We start from the raw sequence: 17,620 nt of genomic DNA on the forward strand, positions 1-17,620 counted from the left end.
GTCAAGATATCGCCCGTAACACCCACACCGCACATACCGCGCACCCGCAAAACCCCAGGTCAGGCGCCCTACTTCACCGGCTCCAGGATCGCCACGCACTCCACGTGGTGCGTCATCGGAAACAGGTCGAACGCCCGCAGCGTCCGTACCCGGTAGCCGCCCTGGCGGAAGTACGCGAGGTCGCGGGCCAGGGCGGCCGGGTCGCAGGCGACGTAGGCGATGCGGCGGGCGCCGAGGGCGGCGAGGTGGTGGACGGTCTGCTTGCCGGCGCCGGCGCGCGGGGGGTCGAGGACGATGAGGTCGACGTCGGTGATGCCCGTGCGCGGGAGGACCGATTCGACCTTGCCCTGCTCGATGCGGACGCGCGGGAAGTCGGCCAGGTTGTGGCGGGCGTCCTCCACCGCGCGCTTGCCGGATTCGATGCCCAGGACGGCGCCCTGGTCGCCGAGGCGGTCGGCGAGGGCCCCGGCGAAGAGGCCGACGCCGCAGTAGAGGTCGAGGGCGGTCTCGCCCTTGCGCGGGAGGAGGCCCTGCATCACGGCGCGGACCAGGGTGTCGGCCGCCTTCGGGTGGACCTGCCAGAAGCCGCCGTTGCCCACGCGGTAGGTGCGGTCGTCGGCGCGCTCGCGGACGAAGGGGCGGCCGTGGACGCGGTGGAGGGAGCCGTCGCGCTCGTGGACCCGGAGGATCGACACCGGCTTGTCGAGCTCGACGATGGGCAGCTGGGCGCCCGGGCGCGGGGTCAGGACGACCTGGCGGTCCTGGGAGCCCGTCGCCGCGATGGCCTCGATCGACGCCATGCCCTCCCAGGAGCGGGCCTCGATGCCGAGTTCCGAGACGCCCTGCGCCGCGATCATGCAGTGGTCGATGACCTGGACGTCGTGCGAGCGGTGCTTGCGCAGCCCGGCCCGGCCCTCGGCGTCGACCGCGTACTGCACGCGGGTGCGCCACTGGGGGACCTCGCCCGCGGGAAGCTTGTCGCCCTCGGCCGGCACGACGGTGCCGTCCCAGCCGGCCTCCTCGGGCGTGAGGCCCGCGAGCCGCTTCAGCTGCTCGGCGATGACCTCGGCCTTCAGGCGGCGCTGGGCGCCGGGCTTGGCGTGCTGCCAGTCGCAGCCGCCGCACTTGCCGGGGCCGGCGAAGGGGCACGGCGCCTCGATCCGGTCCTTGGAGGCCTGCAGGATCTCGACGGCGTCGGCGCGCAGGAACCGCGAGGTCTCCTCGCCCTCGGTGACCCGGGCCCGGACCCGCTCGCCCGGCAGGGCGTGGCGGACGAAGAGGACGCGGCCCTCCTCGGTGCGGGCGATGCAGTGACCGCCGTGGGCGACCGGGCCGACCTCGACCTCGTACTCCTCCCCGACCAGGGACGAAACAGGGGTGTTCTGCATGATCGGGGGCTCCAGAGGAAAGAAGAGGCGGGCTGCCGTTCCGACAGCAGCCCACCAGTCTAGTCGTCTTTGGCGGCGACTCCCCCAGCCACAGTCTCAGCCGTGCCCTCAGCCGTTCTTTCCGGCGGCTTCCTTCTGGCCCTTCTCGACGGGGCCGCGGCGCACCGAGCCCGGCGCGTTCCACTCCTGGCGCTTCCTGGCCCGCTTCTTCGCGGCCTCGGAGGACCGGAGCTGGTACGGCACGGAGGTCACCATCACGCCCGGCGTGAACAGCAGCCGGCCCTTGAGGCGCAGGGCGCTCTGGTTGTGCAGCAGGTGCTCGTACCAGTGGCCGACCACGTACTCGGGGATGTAGACCGAGACGGCGTCGCGCGGGCTCTCCTTGCGGAGGTTCTTCACGTACTCGATGACCGGCCGGGTGACCTCGCGGTACGGCGAGTCGAGGATCTTCAGCGGCACGTTGATGCCCCGCCGCTCCCACTCCGCCTTGAGCGCCTTCGTCTCGGACGGGTCGACGTTGACGGTGAGCGCCTCCAGCTCGTGGGCGTGCAGCAGCTTGGCGTAGGCGAGGGCGCGCAGGGTCGGCTTGTGGAGCTTGGAGACCAGGACGACGGAGCGGACCCGGGACGGGCGGACGTACTCGTCGGGCCGCTCCTCGGCCGCGGCGATCTCTGCGGCCACCGAGTCGTAGTGCTTACGGATCGCGGTCATCGTCACGTAGAAGATCACCATGCCCAGCAGCGCGACCCAGGCGCCGTGGGTGAACTTGGTGGCGAGGACGACGACCAGGACGAGGCCGGTGAAGAAGCCTCCGAAGGTGTTGATCGCGCGGGAGCGGATCATGTGGCGGCGCTTGGCCGGGTCCCGCTCGGTCTTGAGGTGCCGGTTCCAGTGCCGGACCATGCCGATCTGGCTGAGCGTGAAGGAGACGAAGACGCCGACGATGTAGAGCTGGATCAGCCGGGTCGAGTCGGCGTCGTAGAGCCAGACCAGCAGGGCGGCCGCGCCGGCGAGGAGCACGATGCCGTTGGAGAAGGCGAGGCGGTCGCCGCGGGTGTGCAGCTGGCGGGGCAGGTAGCGGTCCTGGGCGAGGATCGAGCCGAGGAGCGGGAAGCCGTTGTACGCCGTGTTGGCGGCCAGGAAGAGAACGAGCGCGGTGGCGGCGGCCAGCAGCACGAAGAAGAAGGTGTGCTCGCCGAAGACGGCGGCGGCGACCTGCGAGATGACCGGGTCCTGGACGTAGCCCTCGCCGACCGGCTTGCCGTCGAGCAGCAGGTCGTGGGCCGGCTTCTCGGCCATCCGGACGTCGGTGGCCATGGCCAGGAAGATGATCCCGCAGAACATGGTGACGGCGAGGCCGCCCATGAGCGCGAGGGTGGTGGCGGCGTTCTTCGACTTGGGCTTGCGGAAGGCGGGCACGCCGTTGGAGATGGCCTCGACTCCGGTGAGCGCGGCACAGCCGGAGGAGAAGGCGCGCAGCAGCAGGAAGAGCAGCGCGAAGCCGGCCAGGCCCTGGTGTTCGGGCTTGATCTCGAAGTCGGCGGTGGGGGCGCGCATGGTCTCGTCGAGGACGATGCCGCGCCAGGCACCCCAGAGGATCATGGCGAAGACGCCGAAGACGAAGACGTACGTGGGGATGGCGAAGAGGCCGCCGGACTCCTTCACCCCGCGCAGGTTCATGAGGGTCAGCAGCACGATCACCGCGATGGCCGAGAGCACCTTGTGCTCGACGACGAACGGCACGGCGGAGCCGAGGTTCTCGATGCCGGAGGAGATGGAGACGGCGACGGTGAGGACGTAGTCGACGAGCAGGGCGCTGGCGACGGTGAGTCCGGCCTTGGGGCCGAGGTTGGTGGTGGCGACCTCGTAGTCGCCGCCGCCGCTCGGGTAGGCGTGGACGTTCTGCCGGTACGACGCGACGACGGTGAACATCAGGACCACGACGGCCAGCGCGATCCACGGGCTGAAGTGGTAGGCCGACAAGCCCGCGACGGAGAGGACGAGGAGGACCTCGCCCGGCGCGTACGCCACCGAGGACAGCGGGTCGGAGGCGAAGACGGGTAGGGCGATCCGCTTCGGCAGGAGGGTCTCGCCCAGCTTGTCGCTGCGCAGGGCCCGCCCGATCAGGATCCGTTTGGGCACGTCGGTCAGTTTGGACACAACAGAGGATCGTAAGCGGTCGAAAAGAGCCACGCCGACCGGCACCCCCGATCCGCACGGAATCTCCGTGGGTTGCCGCCTCGGATGCGGTCCCGATCACCGTTGACGCATAAGCTCGGACCGGGCAGCGCGGTGATGCGCTGTCCGCCGCGGCCCGGGCGAGTCGGGCGAGGAAAGTTGTGAGCAGGGTGTTTTCGCAGGTCAGCAAGACGATCAGGAGTGCGGGGTAAGGGGACGTGCACATCGTCATCATGGGCTGCGGGCGAGTGGGAGCCGCTCTCGCGCAGACCCTGGAACAGCAGGGGCACACGGTCGCGGTCGTGGACCAGGACCCGACGGCTTTCCGCCGTCTGGGCTCGGGTTTCGGCGGGCGCCGGGTCACGGGCGTGGGCTTCGACCAGGACACGCTGCGTGAGGCGGGCATCGAGGAGGCCGGCGCGTTCGCCGCGGTGAGCAGCGGCGACAACTCCAACATCATCGCGGCGCGGGTCGCGCGCGAGATGTTCGGCATCGAGAACGTCGCCGCCCGTATCTACGACCCCCGGCGCGCCGAGGTCTACCAGCGCCTGGGCATTCCGACGGTCGCGACGGTCCGTTGGACCGCCGACCAGATGCTGCGGCGGCTGCTGCCGTCGGGCGCGGAGCCGCTGTGGCGTGACCCGAGCGGCGGAGTGCAGCTCGCCGAGGTGCACACCGCACCCGCCTGGATCGGTCACAAGATCAGCCGGCTCCAGGAGGAGACCGGGGTGCGCGTGGCGTTTCTCACCCGGCTGGGCGAAGCGATTCTGCCGACCTCTCAGACGGTGCTTCAGGAGGGCGATCTGGTCCACGTGATGATGCGGACGGACGAGATCGCCAAGGTCGAGGCGGCCTTCGCCGAGGGTCCCGAGGAGGGCGGTCACTGATGCGTGTCGCAATTGCCGGCGCCGGTGCGGTGGGGCGTTCCATCGCGGGCGAACTCCTGGAGAACGGGCACGAGGTCCTCCTCGTGGACAAGGCCCCGACCGCCATCTCGGTGGAGCGGGTGCCGCAGGCGGAGTGGCTGCTCGCCGACGCCTGTGAGATCACGTCGCTGGACGAGGCGGCGTTGCAGCGCTGCAACGTGGTCATCGCGGCGACCGGCGACGACAAGGTGAACCTGGTCGTGTCGCTGCTCGCCAAGACCGAGTACGGCGTGCCGCGCGTGGTCGCCCGGGTCAACAACCCGAAGAACGAGTGGCTGTTCAACGAGGCGTGGGGAGTGGACGTCGCCGTGTCGACGCCGCGCCTGATGTCGGCCCTGGTGGAGGAGGCGGTGAGCGTCGGCGACCTGGTCCGGCTGCTGCGCTTCAGCCACGGCGACGCCAACCTGGTGGAGCTGACGCTTCCGCCGGAGTCGGCGATCGCGGGCACGCAGGTGGGCGATGTCGCCTGGCCTCAGGACACCACCCTGGTCACCATCATCCGCGGCTCGCGGGTGCTGACCCCGGGCCCGGAGGAGACCCTGGAGGCGGGCGACGAGCTGCTGTTCGTCGCCACCCAGGCGCGCGAGGAGCAGCTGGAGGACCTGCTGTCGGTCCGCCGGGAGAGCACCGAGTCCTGACCCGTACGGCACGGGGCTCGGACCGGGGCCGCGCTCGGATCCGTACGGTACGGGGCTCGGCCGGGCCCGACGGGACGGTACGACGAAGGGGCCCGGGACCTGTCACAGGTCCCGGGCCCCTTCGCGCGTCGGCGGGCGGCGGCCCTTCGCGCGTACGCGGTCCTACGGCTCCGAGCGGCCTTGGCCCTGGGCCTGAGCCTGGGCCTTGGCCTCCGCCTTGCGGGCCTTCTCGGCCTGCTCCTCGGCCTCCATCTCGGCGAAGACGTCGATCGGCGGCGGCGCCTTGGCGAGGAACACCCAGGTCAGATACACCGCGAGCAGGAACGGCGGGATCTTCAGGGCGACCAGGACCCAGCCGAGCTGGGTGGTGTCGGCCCACCAGTACAGCGGGAAGAGGATCGCGCACTTGGTCAGCAGGATCAGGCCCCAGGCATAGCTGGCCTTCGCGTACGCCTTCTTGCGGCCGGGGTTGCGGGTGCGCCAGGAGAGGTTCTCCTTGAAGACCGGACCGAGGATCAGGCCGATCAGGGGCACGCCGGCGAGGGTGGTCACGATGTAGGCGAGGCCGAGACCGAGCGTGTAGAGCATGCCCGGCAGGTAGAAGTCCTTGGCGTTGCCGGTCATCATCGCGAAGACGACACCGAAGGCGACGCCGAAGACGCCGCTGAAGGCGTGCTTGACGGTGTCGCGGCGGACCAGCCGGACGGCCACGAGGACGAGCGAGACCCCGAGGGCGGCGACGGCCGAGACGTGCAGGTTCTTGTTGATCGTGTAGATCGTGACGAAGAGCAGGCCCGGCAGGACCGTCTCCACCATGCCGCGCACTCCGCCGAACGCCTCGAAGAGCGCGGCCTCGGTCACCGCCTTGTCGGTGACGGGGCCGGTCTCGGCACCCTGGTCGGTGGTCGGCTTGTCGACTGACGTCACCGGCTACTCCTGTCCGAGCGGTCGGAGCTCGTATTTGGGGTTGAAGAGGACCCGCCGGCCGTGGCTCATCGAGATGCGGCCGGAGGCGATCAGCTTGCGGCCCGGCTCGATGCCCACGATGGACCGGCGGCCCAGCCAGACGACGTCCAGCGGTGCCGTGCCGTCGAACAGCTCGGCCTCCAGCGCGGGCACGCCCGCCCGGGGACGCAGGGTGACCGTGCGCAACGTACCAGTCACCTTGACTATCTGGCGGTCGGCACAGTCGGAGATGCGGGTGCACCCCGATGCCGCGGAGTCCTCCCGGAGCTCCACCGACTCCAGTTCCTCCTGCGAGGTGGAAAGGCGGTCGAGCATACGGCGGAAGCGCCCGGCCGGCTTCTCTGTACGCGGTGCAGCACTCATACAGAAAGCGTACCGGCCACCGTCGTGACCGGAACCGGCACCGAACTCAGTGTTCGAAGCGGTAGCCCATGCCCGGTTCGGTGACGAAGTGACGCGGGTGCGAGGGGTCCTGCTCCAGCTTGCGCCGCAACTGCGCCATGTAGACGCGGAGGTAGTTGGTCTCGGTGCCGTACGAGGGTCCCCAGACCTCCTGGAGCAGCTGCTTCTGGCTCACCAGGCGGCCGCTGTTGCGGACCAGGACCTCCAGGAGGTGCCACTCGGTGGGGGTGAGCCGGACGTCCTTGCCGGCCCGGTGCACCTTCTTGGCGGCCAGGTCGACCGTGAAGCCCTCGGTCTCGACGACCACGACGCCGTCCTCGGCGCCGCCGACCGGCTCGGCCCGGCGGACCGCGGCGCGCAGGCGGGCCATGAGCTCGTCCATGCCGAAGGGTTTGGTGACGTAGTCGTCGGCGCCGGCGTCGAGGGCCTCGACCTTCTCGTCGGAGGTCTGCCGGGCGGAGAGCACGAGGATCGGCACCCGGGTCCAGCCGCGCAGGCCCCTGATCACCTCGACGCCGTCCATGTCGGGCAGGCCGAGGTCGAGGACGACGACGTCGGGATGGCGCTCGGCGGCGAGCCGGAGGGCCGTGGCGCCGTCGGGCGCCGCGTCGACCTCGTACTTCCGTGCCTTGAGGTTGATCACCAGGGCACGGACGATCTGCGGCTCGTCGTCGACCACGAGGACCCGGGTCATGGAGGGGGACCTTCCTTTTTCGTCGGTGTTACGGAGATGGTGCGGCGGTCGCGGGGTGCGGGACTCACGGGGCGGTGCCGGAGCGGGCCTGGGACGGGCCGTGAACGGAGGCCGGGGTCGGCCGCGGGTCAGGTGAAGGTGGGCACCGACCTCGTGGCGTCGGGGCCGTCCGGCGGCCGCGCGACGCCGTGGGCGGCGGTGGGGAGGGTCAGCACCATGGTGAGTCCGCCGCCGGGGGTGTCCTCGGCGGCGAGGGTGCCGCCCATGGCCTCGACGAAGCCGCGGGCGACGGCGAGGCCGAGGCCGACGCCCGAGCCGCGCGGCGCGTCGCCGAAGCGCTGGAACGGCTCGAAGATGCCGTCCTTGCTGTCGTCCGGCACGCCGGGGCCGCGGTCGGTCACGCGCAGTTCGAGGCGGCTGCCGAGGACGCTGGCGCCGACGGCGACGGGGAGGCCGTCCGGGCTGTACTTCACGGCGTTCTCGACGATGTTGGCGACCGCCCGCTCCAGGAGGCCGCGGTCGACGGCGACCATGGGCAGGGTCTCGGGGATGTCGAGTTCGACGCTGCCGTCGGGGACGCCTCCGAGGGCCATCGGCACGACCTCGTCGAGGTCGGTGGGCCGGATGAGCGGGGTGACGGTGCCGGTCTGGAGCCGGGACATGTCGAGAAGGTTCCCGACGAGGTGGTCGAGCCGGTCGGCGCCCTCCTCGATGCCCTCGAGGAGCAGCGCCCGGTCCTCCTCGGACCATTCGACGTCGTCGGAGCGCAGCGAGGAGACGGATGCCTTGATGCCGGCCAGCGGGGTGCGCAGGTCGTGGCTGACGGCGGCGAGCAGCGAGGTGCGGATCTTGTTGCCCTCGGCGAGCTTGCGGGCCTCCTCGGCCTGGTCGACGAGCCGCTGGCGGTCGAGGGCGACGGCGGCCTGGGCCGCGAAGGCGCCGAGCACCCGGCGGTCCTCGGCGGGCAGCACCCGGCCGCTCAGGGTGAGCGCGAGGTGGTCGCCCACGGGCATGTCGACGTCGGCGTCCTCGGGCCGGGCCACGGGCCGGGCACCGACGCTCGCCGCGCAGGTCCAGGGTTCGACGTCGCCGGCCCGCTCCAGGAGGGCGACGGACTCCATGGAGAAGGTCTCCCGGACCCGTTCGAGCAGGGCTTCCAGGCTGGACTCGCCGCGCAGGACGCTGCCGGCGAGATGGGACAGGAGCTCGGACTCGGCGCGCAGCCGGGCGGCCTGGTGGGTGCGGCGGGCGGCCAGGTCGACGACGGAGGCCACGGACACGCCGACGCCGAAGAAGACGGCGATGGCCACGATGTTCTTGGGGTCGGCGATGGTCAGCCGGTGCAGCGGCGGGGTGAAGAACCAGTTCAGGAGGAGGGAGCCGAAGGCCGCCGACGCCAGGGCCGGGAGCAGTCCGCCCAGGAGGGCGGCGGCGACGGTCAGGGCGAGGAAGAGCAGCATGTCGTTGGCGAGGCCGAGGTCCGCGTCGACATGGGTGAAGAGCAGGCTGAGGAGCACGGGCCCGGCGACGCCGACGGCCCAGCCCCAGAGGATGCGGGCGCGGCCGAGCCGGGCGCCGCGGGCGACGGGCAGGCCGCGGCCCTTGGCGGCCTCCTCGTGGGTGACGATGTGGACGTCGAGGTCTGGTCCGGAGTCGCGGGCGACGGTCTGGCCCACGCCGGGGCCGAGGACGTACTGCCAGGAGCGGCGGCGGCTGGAGCCGAGGACGATCTGGGTGGCGTTGACGCCCCGGGCGAACTCGAGGAGGGCCGAGGGCACGTCGTCCCCGATGACGTGGTGAAAGGTTCCACCGAGGTCCTCGACCAGGGTGCGCTGGTCGGCGAGTTCCTTCGGGGAGGCGGCGGTCAGACCGTCGCTGCGGGAGACGTAGACGGCGAGGACCTCGCCGCCGGCGCCCTTCTCGGCGAGGCGGGCGGCGCGCCGGATCAGGGTGCGGCCCTCGGGACCGCCGGTGAGTCCGACGACGATCCGCTCCCGCGCCTGCCAGGTGGAGCGGATGTTGTGCTCGCCGCGGTACTGCCGGAGGTACGCGTCGACCCGGTCGGCGGTCCACAGCAGCGCCAGCTCCCGCAGCGCCGTCAGGTTCCCGGGCCGGAAGTAGTTGGAGAGGGCCGCGTCGACCTTGTCGGGCTGGTAGACGTTGCCGTGGGCCATGCGCCGCCGCAGGGCCTGTGGCGACATGTCGACCAGCTCGATCTGGTCGGCCCGGCGGACGACCTCGTCGGGGACGGTCTCCCGCTGCCGTACGCCCGTGATCGACTCGACCACGTCACCGAGGGACTCCAGGTGCTGGATGTTGACGGTCGATATGACGTCGATGCCGGCGGCGAGCAGCTCCTCGACGTCCTGCCAGCGCTTGGCGTTGCGCGAGCCGGGGACGTTGGTGTGGGCGAGCTCGTCGACGAGGGCGACGGCGGGCCGGCGGGCCAGGACGGCGTCGATGTCCATCTCGGGGAAGGTGGTGCCCCGGTAGTCGATCCGGCGCCGGGGTATCTGCTCCAGGCCGTGCAGCATCACCTCGGTACGCGGCCGGCCGTGGTGCTCCACGAACGCGACCACGCAGTCCGTACCGCGCTCGACCCGCCGATGTCCCTCGGACAGCATGGCGTACGTCTTGCCGACGCCCGGCGCCGCGCCGAGGTAGATCCGAAGTGTGCCGCGTCCCATGGCTCGACCTTACGTCCAGCGAAACGGACATTCCGCACGGGTGTGGGCGGCCCTGAGCCGTCTTGACGTGATCCTGATGTCCTCCGTCCGAAGAAGCGGTCAGTGCTCGATGATCTCGCCGTCGCGCAGCTCGAGCACGCGGTCCGCGAGGCCGAGGAGCTGGTGGTCGTGGGTGGCGACCAGGGCCGTGCAGCCCTCGCTGCGGACCACGGCCCGCAGCAGCTCCATGACCGCGAGGCCGGTCTCGGCGTCGAGCTGGCCGGTGGGCTCGTCGGCGATCAGCAGCGCGGGCCGGTTGGCGAGGGCGCGTGCGATGGCGACGCGCTGCTGCTGACCGCCGGAGAGCTCTCCGGGGCGCTGGGCGGCGTGGTCGGCGAGCCCGACCAGGGCGAGCAGCAGGGCGACCCGCTCCTCGCGCTCCTTGGGGTCGGCCTTGCGCAGCCGCATCGGCACGCCCACGTTCTCGGCGGCGGTGAGGATCGGTATGAGTCCGAAGGACTGGAAGATGAAGCCGATCCGGTCGCGTCGCAGCTCCAGCAGACCGTCCTCGCCCAGCTCGACGAGGTCGGTGCCGTCGATGACGATGCCGCCGCGGTCGGCGGTGTCGAGGCCGCCCACGAGGTTGAGCAGGGTGGTCTTGCCGGAGCCGGAGCGGCCCTTGAGGGCGACCAGTTCGCCGCGCGGGATGTCGAAGGAGACCCCCCGCAGGGCGTGGACGGCGGCGGCCCCCGTTCCGTACGAGCGGTGGAGGTCCTCGACCCGGACCATCGGCGCGCCGGCCGGGTCCTCGACGACGGCCGTGCCGGTCCGTGCGCTGCTCTCACTCACCGCGTACCCCCCTGGTTCGAACGTGTGCGCCGTCAGTATGGGCCGACGGCCGCGGCGGGTGCCAGGGCTGTGGAAAACCGCCTGTGGAAAACCGGCGGGGCGGTGCGACGGGGGCAGGTGTGGCGGAAGGGGAGCGGAGGGGGAAATGCCCGTCGGGCCGCTCCCGGGAGGGAGCGGCCCGACGGACCTCGATGAGGAGGGTCTGCCCCTCGACAGGGCGGTCTAGCGGATCTCGGAGATCTCCGGTCCGCGCTGCAGCTGGCCCATGCCGCCGGAGAAGCGGGAGCCGGCCTGCTCCTCCTGCTGCACGCCGTCCGGCACCATCTGGGCGTCGTTGGGCAGCTTGAGGACGATCGGGTCGCGCGGGGCCATCGGGCCCTCGCCGCGGACGACCACGGTGTCCCGGACGATCTGCTCCAGCAGACCGGCGGCCTCGGGCTGCACCGCGCCCTGGCCGGAGATCACACCGCGCAGGAACCAGCGCGGGCCGTCGACGCCGACGAAGCGCACCAGCTGGACGCCCCGGTTGCCGTCCGGCAGCTGCACGGGCACCTGCGCCCGCAGCTCCCAGCCCAGCGGTCCCTCGACCTCGTCGATGACGCCGCCCTGCTGGGTGATGCCGGTGGCGATCTCCTCGCGGACCTCGCCCCAGATGCCCTCGTTCTTCGGCGCGGCGAACGCCTGGAGCTGTACGGCGCTGTCGCGCAGCACGACGGTGGCCGCGACGATCGCGTCGCCCGCCACCTCCACGCGCAGCTCCATGCCCTCGACGCCGGGCACGAAGAGGCCGCCGAGGTCCACTCGGCCCTCCTCGGGCTTGCCGACCTCGGAGATGTCCCAGGGACCGTCGGGCCGGGGCGCCGGCGGAAGGTTCACCCGGCGCGACCCCCCGGCCGTCTCGGCCGCGTCATCGGAGTCCACCGCCTCGACGACCTGCTCGGCATCGACCGCTGCGTCGGCAGCGGCACCGCTCTTCTTGCGACGTCCGAACACGTCACTGTCCTTCCCGGTCGGATACGACCGAAGCGTATCGATTCCCACCCGTAGTGCCGTCCACGGCGGCATGACCGCCGGTGGACCCGAAGCCCCCCTCGGCCCGCGCGGAGCCGGGAAGCTCCGCCACCTCGTGGAAGCGCACCTTCTCGACCTGCTGGACGACCAGCTGGGCGATCCGGTCGAACCGTTCGAACCGCACGCTCTCGCGCGGGTCGAGATTGACCACGATCACCTTGATCTCTCCACGGTACCCGGCATCGACCGTCCCCGGGGCATTCACGAGCGCGACGCCGCAGCGGGCCGCGAGTCCGGAGCGCGGGTGCACGAAGGCGGCGTAGCCGTCGGGCAGGGCGATGGAGACGCCGGTGGGCAGCACGGCCCGCTCCCCCGGGGCGAGCTCGGCGGCCTCGGTGGTCACCAGATCGGCGCCGGCGTCGCCGGGGTGGCCGTAGGCCGGGATCGGGACCTCGGGGTCCAGGCGCCGGATGAGTACGTCGACGGGATTGCGCATCAGGGGTTCACCTCGAAGGCGCGGGCGCGCCTGACCTGGTCGGGGTCGGACATGGCGGCCTGGATCTCCTCCGGGCGGCCGTTGTCGATGAAGTGGTCGACCTTCACCTCGATGAAGAGGGCGTCGGCGCGGACGGCGACGGGGCCCTCGGGCCCGCCGATCCGGCCGACGGCGGTCGAGAAGATCTTGCGGCCGCGTACGGCGGTGACCTCGGCCTCCAGGTGGAGCACGGTGCCGACCGGGACCGGCCGCACGAAGTCGGTCTCCAGACGTCCGGTCACGGCGATGACCCGCAGCAGCCAGTTCAGGGAGCCGAGGGTCTCGTCGAGCGCGGTGGCAAGGACGCCTCCGTGCGCGAGGCCCGGGGCGCCCTGGTGGTCGGGGGTCACGGTGAACTCGGCGGTGACGGTCACGCCCTCGCCCGCCCGCGCCTCCAGGTGCAGCCCGTGGGGCTGCCCGCCGCCGCACCCGAAGCAGTACTCGTAGTGCGCGCCGAGCAGCTCGCCGGGGGCGGGCGCGTCGGGGTGGCGTACCGGCGGTATGGCGTCGGGCGGCGGTGTGAGAGCGGCAGATGTTCCAGTCACAGGCGCAGACCTTACCCGCGCGGGTGGGCGCGGGTCGCGCCGTGCCAAGCTTGGACGCATGCAGCAGCCTTCCGTGCCCCCGACCGCGCCGAGCTTCGACGAACGCCTGACCGCACCCCGCTCCTGGTGGGTGATCGTGGTGCTCCTGGGTCTGTCCGGCGGCCTGATCACGTTCCCGCTCGGCACGGTGCCGACGTTCGTCGGTCTGATCGCGGCGGCGGCGCTCGCCGCGGTGGCGGTCTCCTCGTACGGGTCCGTCCGGATCCGGGTGGTGGCGGGCTCGCTGGTCGCGTCGGACGCACGGATTCCGGTCTCGGCGCTCGGTGCGCCCGAGGCACTGGACGCGGAGGAGGCGCGCGCCTGGCGCACGCACAAGGCCGATCCGCGCGCCTTCATGGTGATGCGCAGCTATGTGCCGACGGCGGTACGGGTCGAGGTGACGGACCCGGCGGACCCGACCCCGTACGTCTATCTGTCCACGCGGGATCCGGAGGGGCTCGTGGCGGCCCTGGAGGCGGCCCGGAGCGAGGCCCGCGCGGGCTAGAACGCGCGGGCCGGAGCGGCACGGTCCGGAGCGGCGGCGGCGCTGTCGAGCAGCGACGTGGCCCCGAGCGGCGCCGCCTAGAAGTCGATCTCCTTGGGGTTCTCCGGCTGCTCCAGCGGGGGCTGGGCGGGCAGGGCGTCCCAGGGGATCTGGCGGCCCCGCAGGTCCTTGCGGACGTGCGCGGCGAGCTTCTTGGTGTCGCGCCGGTTCATGACGGCGCCGACGGCCGCGCCCACCATGAACGGGGTGAGGTTCGGCAGGTTGCGCACCATGCGCTTCATGATCTGCTGGCGCAGTTCGCGCTTGAGCTGTCCGCCGAGGGCCGCGTTGACGGTGGTGGGTTTGGTGGGGTCGATGCCGCGCTCCTCCGCCCAGGAGGTCAGGTAGGCGGTCGAGCGCTGGGTGAGGGTGCCGGGCGGCCGCAGGCCGTAGACCTCGTGCAGCTCGGCGATGAGCTTCAGCTCGATGGCGGCGACGCCGGTGATCTCCGCGGCCAGCTCGGCGGGCATCGCGGGCGGTACGGGCAGCATGGCGGCGGCTCCGATGCCCGCGCCGACGGTGGCGCTGGCGTTGGCCGCGCCGTTGATCAGCTTGTCGGCGAGCTGTTCGGGGCCGAGTCCGGGGAACTGCCGGCGCAGGGTGGCCAGGTCCCGTACGGGGACGCGCGGGGCGATCTCGATGACGCGGTCCGCGAGATACCCGAGGCCGGCCTTGGCGCCCTGGCCGCCGCGCCTGACTCCACGCCGTACGGCTTCGATGCGGGCGCTGTCGAGTTTGAGGCGGTCGAGCCGGGCGCGCGCGGGGTCGGCCACGCGCCGCAGGACGCCGCCCTGGGGGCGGTCGCCCTCGGGGTCGCTGTCCCGCCGGTCCTGGGTGGGCCGGTGGTCGGCCCGGTGCGCCGCTGCTTCGAGCGAGGCCGAGGGGCCTCGCTCGTCGTCACGTGCGCCGGAGATGGGCAGGGGGGCGGAGTGCTCGGCGGAGGATGCGTCCTGTGCGCCCTCTGCCGGGCCCGAGCCGCCCTTGTACGACCCCGGCTTCCCAGGGAGCCGGAGCCGCCGCTTCCGAGACGGTGTGTCGCCTGCCACGGTCACTCGATCTCAGTCGCAGTCGCGGCAGATCGGCTGACCGTTCTTCTCCCGAGCCAGCTGGCTGCGGTGGTGCACGAGGAAGCAGCTCATGCAGGTGAACTCGTCGGCCTGCTTGGGCAGGACCCGGACGGCCAGCTCCTCGTTCGACAGATCGGCGCCCGGAAGCTCGAGGCCCTCGGCGGCCTCGAACTCGTCGACGTCGACGGTCGAGGTCGACTTGTCGTTCCGGCGGGCCTTCAGTTCTTCAAGGCTGTCCGAGTCGACGTCGTCGTCGGTCTTGCGTGGGGTGTCGTAATCCGTTGCCATGTCGCTCTCCCCCTCTGGGTGGTTTGCGGTGTCTCCAGCGCACGTAACGCGTGAGAGGCCGGACTTGTGCCCGACCCGAGGCGGAGATTTTGCCTCACATCAAGGTCTGTTACTCAATCGACACCCAATCCGCCCTCTCACGAGTGAGCGGCTTTGGGTGGCGAACCGGACCGTACACGGTCCGTCGGCCGCCCCTCTCGGGCGCCACCCCGTGTACTTCCCGTCATTCGGACCCCCGGAAACCCGGACTTTTCAGGGTTTTCCGAGGGAATTCGCGATCACGGAGAGTGGAGGGACGGACACCCATTCCTGTGATCGATCACACAGGACCGTCTCAGGAATGGGAACCGGAAATTCCGCGCAAAGCGAACAAAACCGGTCGGCTCGTGCAGTGTGTCAGATCGGCAGAGTGACACGCATCACGAGGCCACCGCCCTCGCGGGGCTCCGCGATGATACGGCCCCCGTGGGCGCGCGCGACGGAGCGCGCGATCGACAGGCCGAGCCCGACCCCCTTGTCGCTGCCGGTGCGCTCCTGACGGAGGCGCCGGAATGGCTCGAAAAGGTTGTCGATCTCATACGCCGGGACCACGGGGCCGGTGTTGGAGACCTCCAGGACCGCCTGACCGTTGCCGGTCGTGCTGGTGACCTCCACCCAGCCGCCCTCCGGCACGTTGTACCGGACGGCGTTCTGCACCAGGTTCAGGGCGATCCGTTCGAGCAGGACGCCATTGCCCTGGACGACGGCCGGACCCCGCTCGCCGCGGAACTCCACGCCCTTGGCCTCGGCCTCGGCGTGCACCTGGTCCATGGCCCGCGAGGCGACCTCGGCGAGGTCGACGGGCTTGCGCTCGACGATCTCGTTGTCGCTGCGCGCCAGCAGCAGCAGGCCCTCGACCAGCTGCTCGCTGCGCTCGTTGGTGGCCAGCAGCGTCTTGCCCAGCTGCTGGAGCTCCGCCGGCGCCGCCGGGTCCGACAGCTGGACCTCCAGCAGGGTGCGGTTGATCGCGAGCGGCGTGCGCAGCTCGTGCGAGGCGTTGGCGACGAAGCGCTGCTGGGCCGTGAAGGCCCGCTCCAGGCGCTCCAGCATCTCGTCGAAGGTGTCGGCGAGCTCCTTGAGCTCGTCGTCGGGCCCGTCCAGCTCGATCCGCCGGGACAGATCGGATCCGGCCACCTGACGGGCGGTCCGGGTGATCCGGCCGAGCGGGGAGAGCACCCGGCCGGCCATCGCGTAACCGAAGGCGAAGGCGATGATGCTCAGGCCGAGCAGGGCGAACAGGGAGCGGCGCAGGAGGTCGTCCAGGGCGATGTCGCTCTGGTGGCGCAGGCACATGGTGACGGCGTTGTTGAGCTGCTCGCCGGTGGACTTCTCGGGCAGCTCGCACCAGTCGGTGGTCGGCTGGACGGTGCCGCTGACCACCTTGAAGGGCAGCTGGAAGGTGCTGTCCCGCAGGGCCTGCGCGGTGAACAGGTAGATGATCGCCAGCAGCAGGATGCCGGCGATCAGGAACATCCCGCCGTAGAGCAGGGTGAGCCGTATCCGGATGGTCGGACGCAGCAGCGGGCGGACCGGGTCCCTGGGGTCCCAGGTCGGCTTCGGAGGCGCGTGGAGGGGCGCCGGGGTCTGGGCCATCGGCGGTCAGATCCGGTAGCCGGAGCCGGGGACGGTGACGATGACCGGAGGTTCGCCGAGCTTGCGCCGCAGGGTCATCACGGTGACGCGTACGACGTTGGTGAACGGGTCGGTGTTCTCGTCCCAGGCCTTCTCCAGGAGCTGCTCGGCCGAGACGACGGCGCCCTCGCTGCGCATCAGGACCTCCAGGACCGCGAACTCCTTGGGCGCGAGCTGGACCTCCTTGCCGTCGCGGAACACCTCGCGGCGGTTCGGGTCGAGCTTGATGCCGGCGCGCTCCAGGACGGGCGGGAGCGGGACGGTGGTGCGGCGGCCGAGGGCGCGGACGCGGGCGGTGAGCTCGCTGAAGGCGAAGGGCTTGGGGAGGTAGTCGTCGGCGCCGAGCTCCAGGCCCTCGACACGGTCGCTGACGTCTCCCGAGGCGGTGAGCATCAGGACGCGGGTGGGCATGCCGAGCTCCACGATCTTGCGGCAGACGTCGTCGCCGTGGACCAGGGGGAGGTCGCGGTCCAGGACCACGACGTCGTAGTCGTTGACCCCGACGCGCTCGAGGGCGGCGGCGCCGTCGTACACGACGTCGACCGCCATGGCCTCCCGGCGCAGGCCGGTGGCCACCGCATCCGCGAGCAGCTGCTCGTCCTCGACGACGAGTACGCGCACGTCTGTAAGTCCTTTCCTGGGCCCTGGTCCTGGACGCGGACGGGCGGTTTCACGCACTGACTGTGCGTATCCATCCTGCCCCGAACGCGCGTAAACCGGCTGTAAGGCGGCGGTGCGGGGGCCGGCGGCCGCGGGAGCGGGGCGGGGCCGGTAAGGGCCGTCCCCGAGAATCGGCCTGATTCGGGGTCCAGTTGAGGTTTCTCTGAGGAAGGGGCTGGGGAGGACGACTGCACACCCCGCGATCACGCCCTGTAGGTGACACGCCACCTACCGCTCTCTGTCCCCCAGAGGTAGCGGTGTGTGATCCACCCACCCTCGGCACACCCCCGTGCCACCGACCCACGACGAGGGGGCGCACGATGGACGCTTTCACCGCAGGACTGCTGCACCGGATCAAGACCACCCAGTCCGACCTCACGCGCGCTCGTGAGACGGGCGACGACTTCCTCGCGGAGGTCGAGCAGGCCGAGCTCGACGACCTGCACCGCCTGGCCGCCGAACACGGCGTGGAGGTCGGCGCGTCCTGCGCCTGACCCCATCGACGTGAGCGAGCCCCCGGAGTCCCCGACTCCGGGGGCTCGCCCCTTGACGC

The 17,620-nt window shown here is 71.5% G+C and carries 18 protein-coding genes; 4 read left to right on the plus strand and 14 right to left on the minus strand.

What is annotated here, in order from left to right:
* Nucleotides 1–68: 68 nt before the first annotated feature.
* Both ACFY7C_RS08220 and ACFY7C_RS08225 read right to left on the minus strand, forming a co-directional pair.
* Nucleotides 69–1,388 carry a class I SAM-dependent RNA methyltransferase gene (locus ACFY7C_RS08220; RefSeq protein WP_389645527.1) on the minus strand — a complete coding sequence of 440 codons (1,320 nt, stop codon included), beginning with the start codon at nucleotides 1,386–1,388 and terminating at the stop codon, nucleotides 69–71.
* A gap of 108 nt (nucleotides 1,389–1,496) precedes the next feature.
* A complete protein-coding gene (locus ACFY7C_RS08225) occupies nucleotides 1,497–3,548 on the minus strand; it encodes an APC family permease (RefSeq protein ID WP_389645529.1) in 2,052 nt (683 codons plus the stop codon).
* 236 nt (nucleotides 3,549–3,784) lie between these two features.
* Here ACFY7C_RS08225 and ACFY7C_RS08230 point away from each other — a divergent pair, with 236 nt between their 5' ends.
* Nucleotides 3,785–4,453 (plus strand): potassium channel family protein, encoded by a 669-nt coding sequence (locus ACFY7C_RS08230; RefSeq protein ID WP_389645531.1) that lies wholly within the window; start codon nucleotides 3,785–3,787, stop codon nucleotides 4,451–4,453.
* Complete coding sequence (locus tag ACFY7C_RS08235) at nucleotides 4,453–5,130, plus strand: potassium channel family protein (protein WP_389645533.1); 678 nt, start codon at nucleotides 4,453–4,455, stop codon at nucleotides 5,128–5,130. The genes ACFY7C_RS08230 and ACFY7C_RS08235 overlap by 1 nt, the downstream gene beginning before the upstream one ends.
* A 162-nt stretch (nucleotides 5,131–5,292) precedes the next feature.
* On the opposite strand, the gene ACFY7C_RS08240 is transcribed toward ACFY7C_RS08235, so the two are convergent.
* From ACFY7C_RS08240 to ACFY7C_RS08275, 8 genes are all read right to left on the minus strand, one after another.
* Nucleotides 5,293–6,057, minus strand: coding sequence for a DUF3159 domain-containing protein (locus tag ACFY7C_RS08240; RefSeq protein WP_389645536.1), 765 nt, complete (start codon nucleotides 6,055–6,057; stop codon nucleotides 5,293–5,295).
* 3 nt (nucleotides 6,058–6,060) lie between these two features.
* Nucleotides 6,061–6,459, minus strand: coding sequence for an OB-fold nucleic acid binding domain-containing protein (locus ACFY7C_RS08245; RefSeq protein WP_345485069.1), 399 nt, complete (start codon nucleotides 6,457–6,459; stop codon nucleotides 6,061–6,063).
* A 46-nt stretch (nucleotides 6,460–6,505) separates the two neighbouring features.
* A complete protein-coding gene (locus ACFY7C_RS08250; RefSeq protein WP_356691263.1) occupies nucleotides 6,506–7,192 on the minus strand; it encodes a response regulator in 687 nt (228 codons plus the stop codon).
* 128 nt (nucleotides 7,193–7,320) lie between these two features.
* Nucleotides 7,321–9,879 (minus strand): DUF4118 domain-containing protein, encoded by a 2,559-nt coding sequence (locus ACFY7C_RS08255; RefSeq protein ID WP_389645541.1) that lies wholly within the window; start codon nucleotides 9,877–9,879, stop codon nucleotides 7,321–7,323.
* Nucleotides 9,880–9,978: 99 nt separating this feature from the next.
* Nucleotides 9,979–10,647, minus strand: a complete 669-nt coding sequence (locus ACFY7C_RS08260; RefSeq protein ID WP_389646078.1) for an ABC transporter ATP-binding protein — start codon at nucleotides 10,645–10,647, stop codon at nucleotides 9,979–9,981.
* Nucleotides 10,648–10,929: 282 nt separating this feature from the next.
* Nucleotides 10,930–11,700 (minus strand): DUF3710 domain-containing protein, encoded by a 771-nt coding sequence (locus ACFY7C_RS08265; RefSeq protein WP_389645543.1) that lies wholly within the window; start codon nucleotides 11,698–11,700, stop codon nucleotides 10,930–10,932.
* 1 nt (nucleotide 11,701) lies between these two features.
* Nucleotides 11,702–12,214 (minus strand): dUTP diphosphatase, encoded by a 513-nt coding sequence (gene dut, locus ACFY7C_RS08270; protein ID WP_389645545.1) that lies wholly within the window; start codon nucleotides 12,212–12,214, stop codon nucleotides 11,702–11,704.
* Entirely contained in the window at nucleotides 12,214–12,798 is a 585-nt protein-coding gene (locus ACFY7C_RS08275; RefSeq protein ID WP_389645548.1) for a PaaI family thioesterase, read from the minus strand. Before ACFY7C_RS08275 ends, dut begins: the two co-directional genes overlap by 1 nt.
* 58 nt (nucleotides 12,799–12,856) lie before the next feature.
* Between ACFY7C_RS08275 and ACFY7C_RS08280 the strand changes: the two genes are divergently transcribed.
* Nucleotides 12,857–13,342 (plus strand): DUF3093 domain-containing protein, encoded by a 486-nt coding sequence (locus ACFY7C_RS08280; protein WP_389645551.1) that lies wholly within the window; start codon nucleotides 12,857–12,859, stop codon nucleotides 13,340–13,342.
* Nucleotides 13,343–13,419: 77 nt separating this feature from the next.
* On the opposite strand, the gene ACFY7C_RS08285 is transcribed toward ACFY7C_RS08280, so the two are convergent.
* The 4 genes from ACFY7C_RS08285 to ACFY7C_RS08300 form a co-directional block, all read right to left on the minus strand.
* Nucleotides 13,420–14,427 (minus strand): hypothetical protein, encoded by a 1,008-nt coding sequence (locus ACFY7C_RS08285; protein WP_389645553.1) that lies wholly within the window; start codon nucleotides 14,425–14,427, stop codon nucleotides 13,420–13,422.
* A gap of 12 nt (nucleotides 14,428–14,439) precedes the next feature.
* Entirely contained in the window at nucleotides 14,440–14,736 is a 297-nt protein-coding gene (locus tag ACFY7C_RS08290) for a DUF4193 domain-containing protein (protein WP_003955561.1), read from the minus strand.
* 396 nt (nucleotides 14,737–15,132) lie between these two features.
* A complete protein-coding gene (locus ACFY7C_RS08295) occupies nucleotides 15,133–16,368 on the minus strand; it encodes a sensor histidine kinase (RefSeq protein WP_389645556.1) in 1,236 nt (411 codons plus the stop codon).
* A gap of 6 nt (nucleotides 16,369–16,374) precedes the next feature.
* Nucleotides 16,375–17,028, minus strand: coding sequence for a response regulator transcription factor (locus ACFY7C_RS08300; protein ID WP_345485078.1), 654 nt, complete (start codon nucleotides 17,026–17,028; stop codon nucleotides 16,375–16,377).
* Between the two features lie 359 nt (nucleotides 17,029–17,387).
* Between ACFY7C_RS08300 and ACFY7C_RS08305 the strand changes: the two genes are divergently transcribed.
* Entirely contained in the window at nucleotides 17,388–17,561 is a 174-nt protein-coding gene (locus ACFY7C_RS08305) for a hypothetical protein (protein ID WP_352079527.1), read from the plus strand.
* Nucleotides 17,562–17,620: the final 59 nt, after the last annotated feature.

Origin of the sequence: Streptomyces sp. NPDC012769 (assembly GCF_042901205.1) — a bacterium.
Classification (GTDB): domain Bacteria; phylum Actinomycetota; class Actinomycetes; order Streptomycetales; family Streptomycetaceae; genus Streptomyces.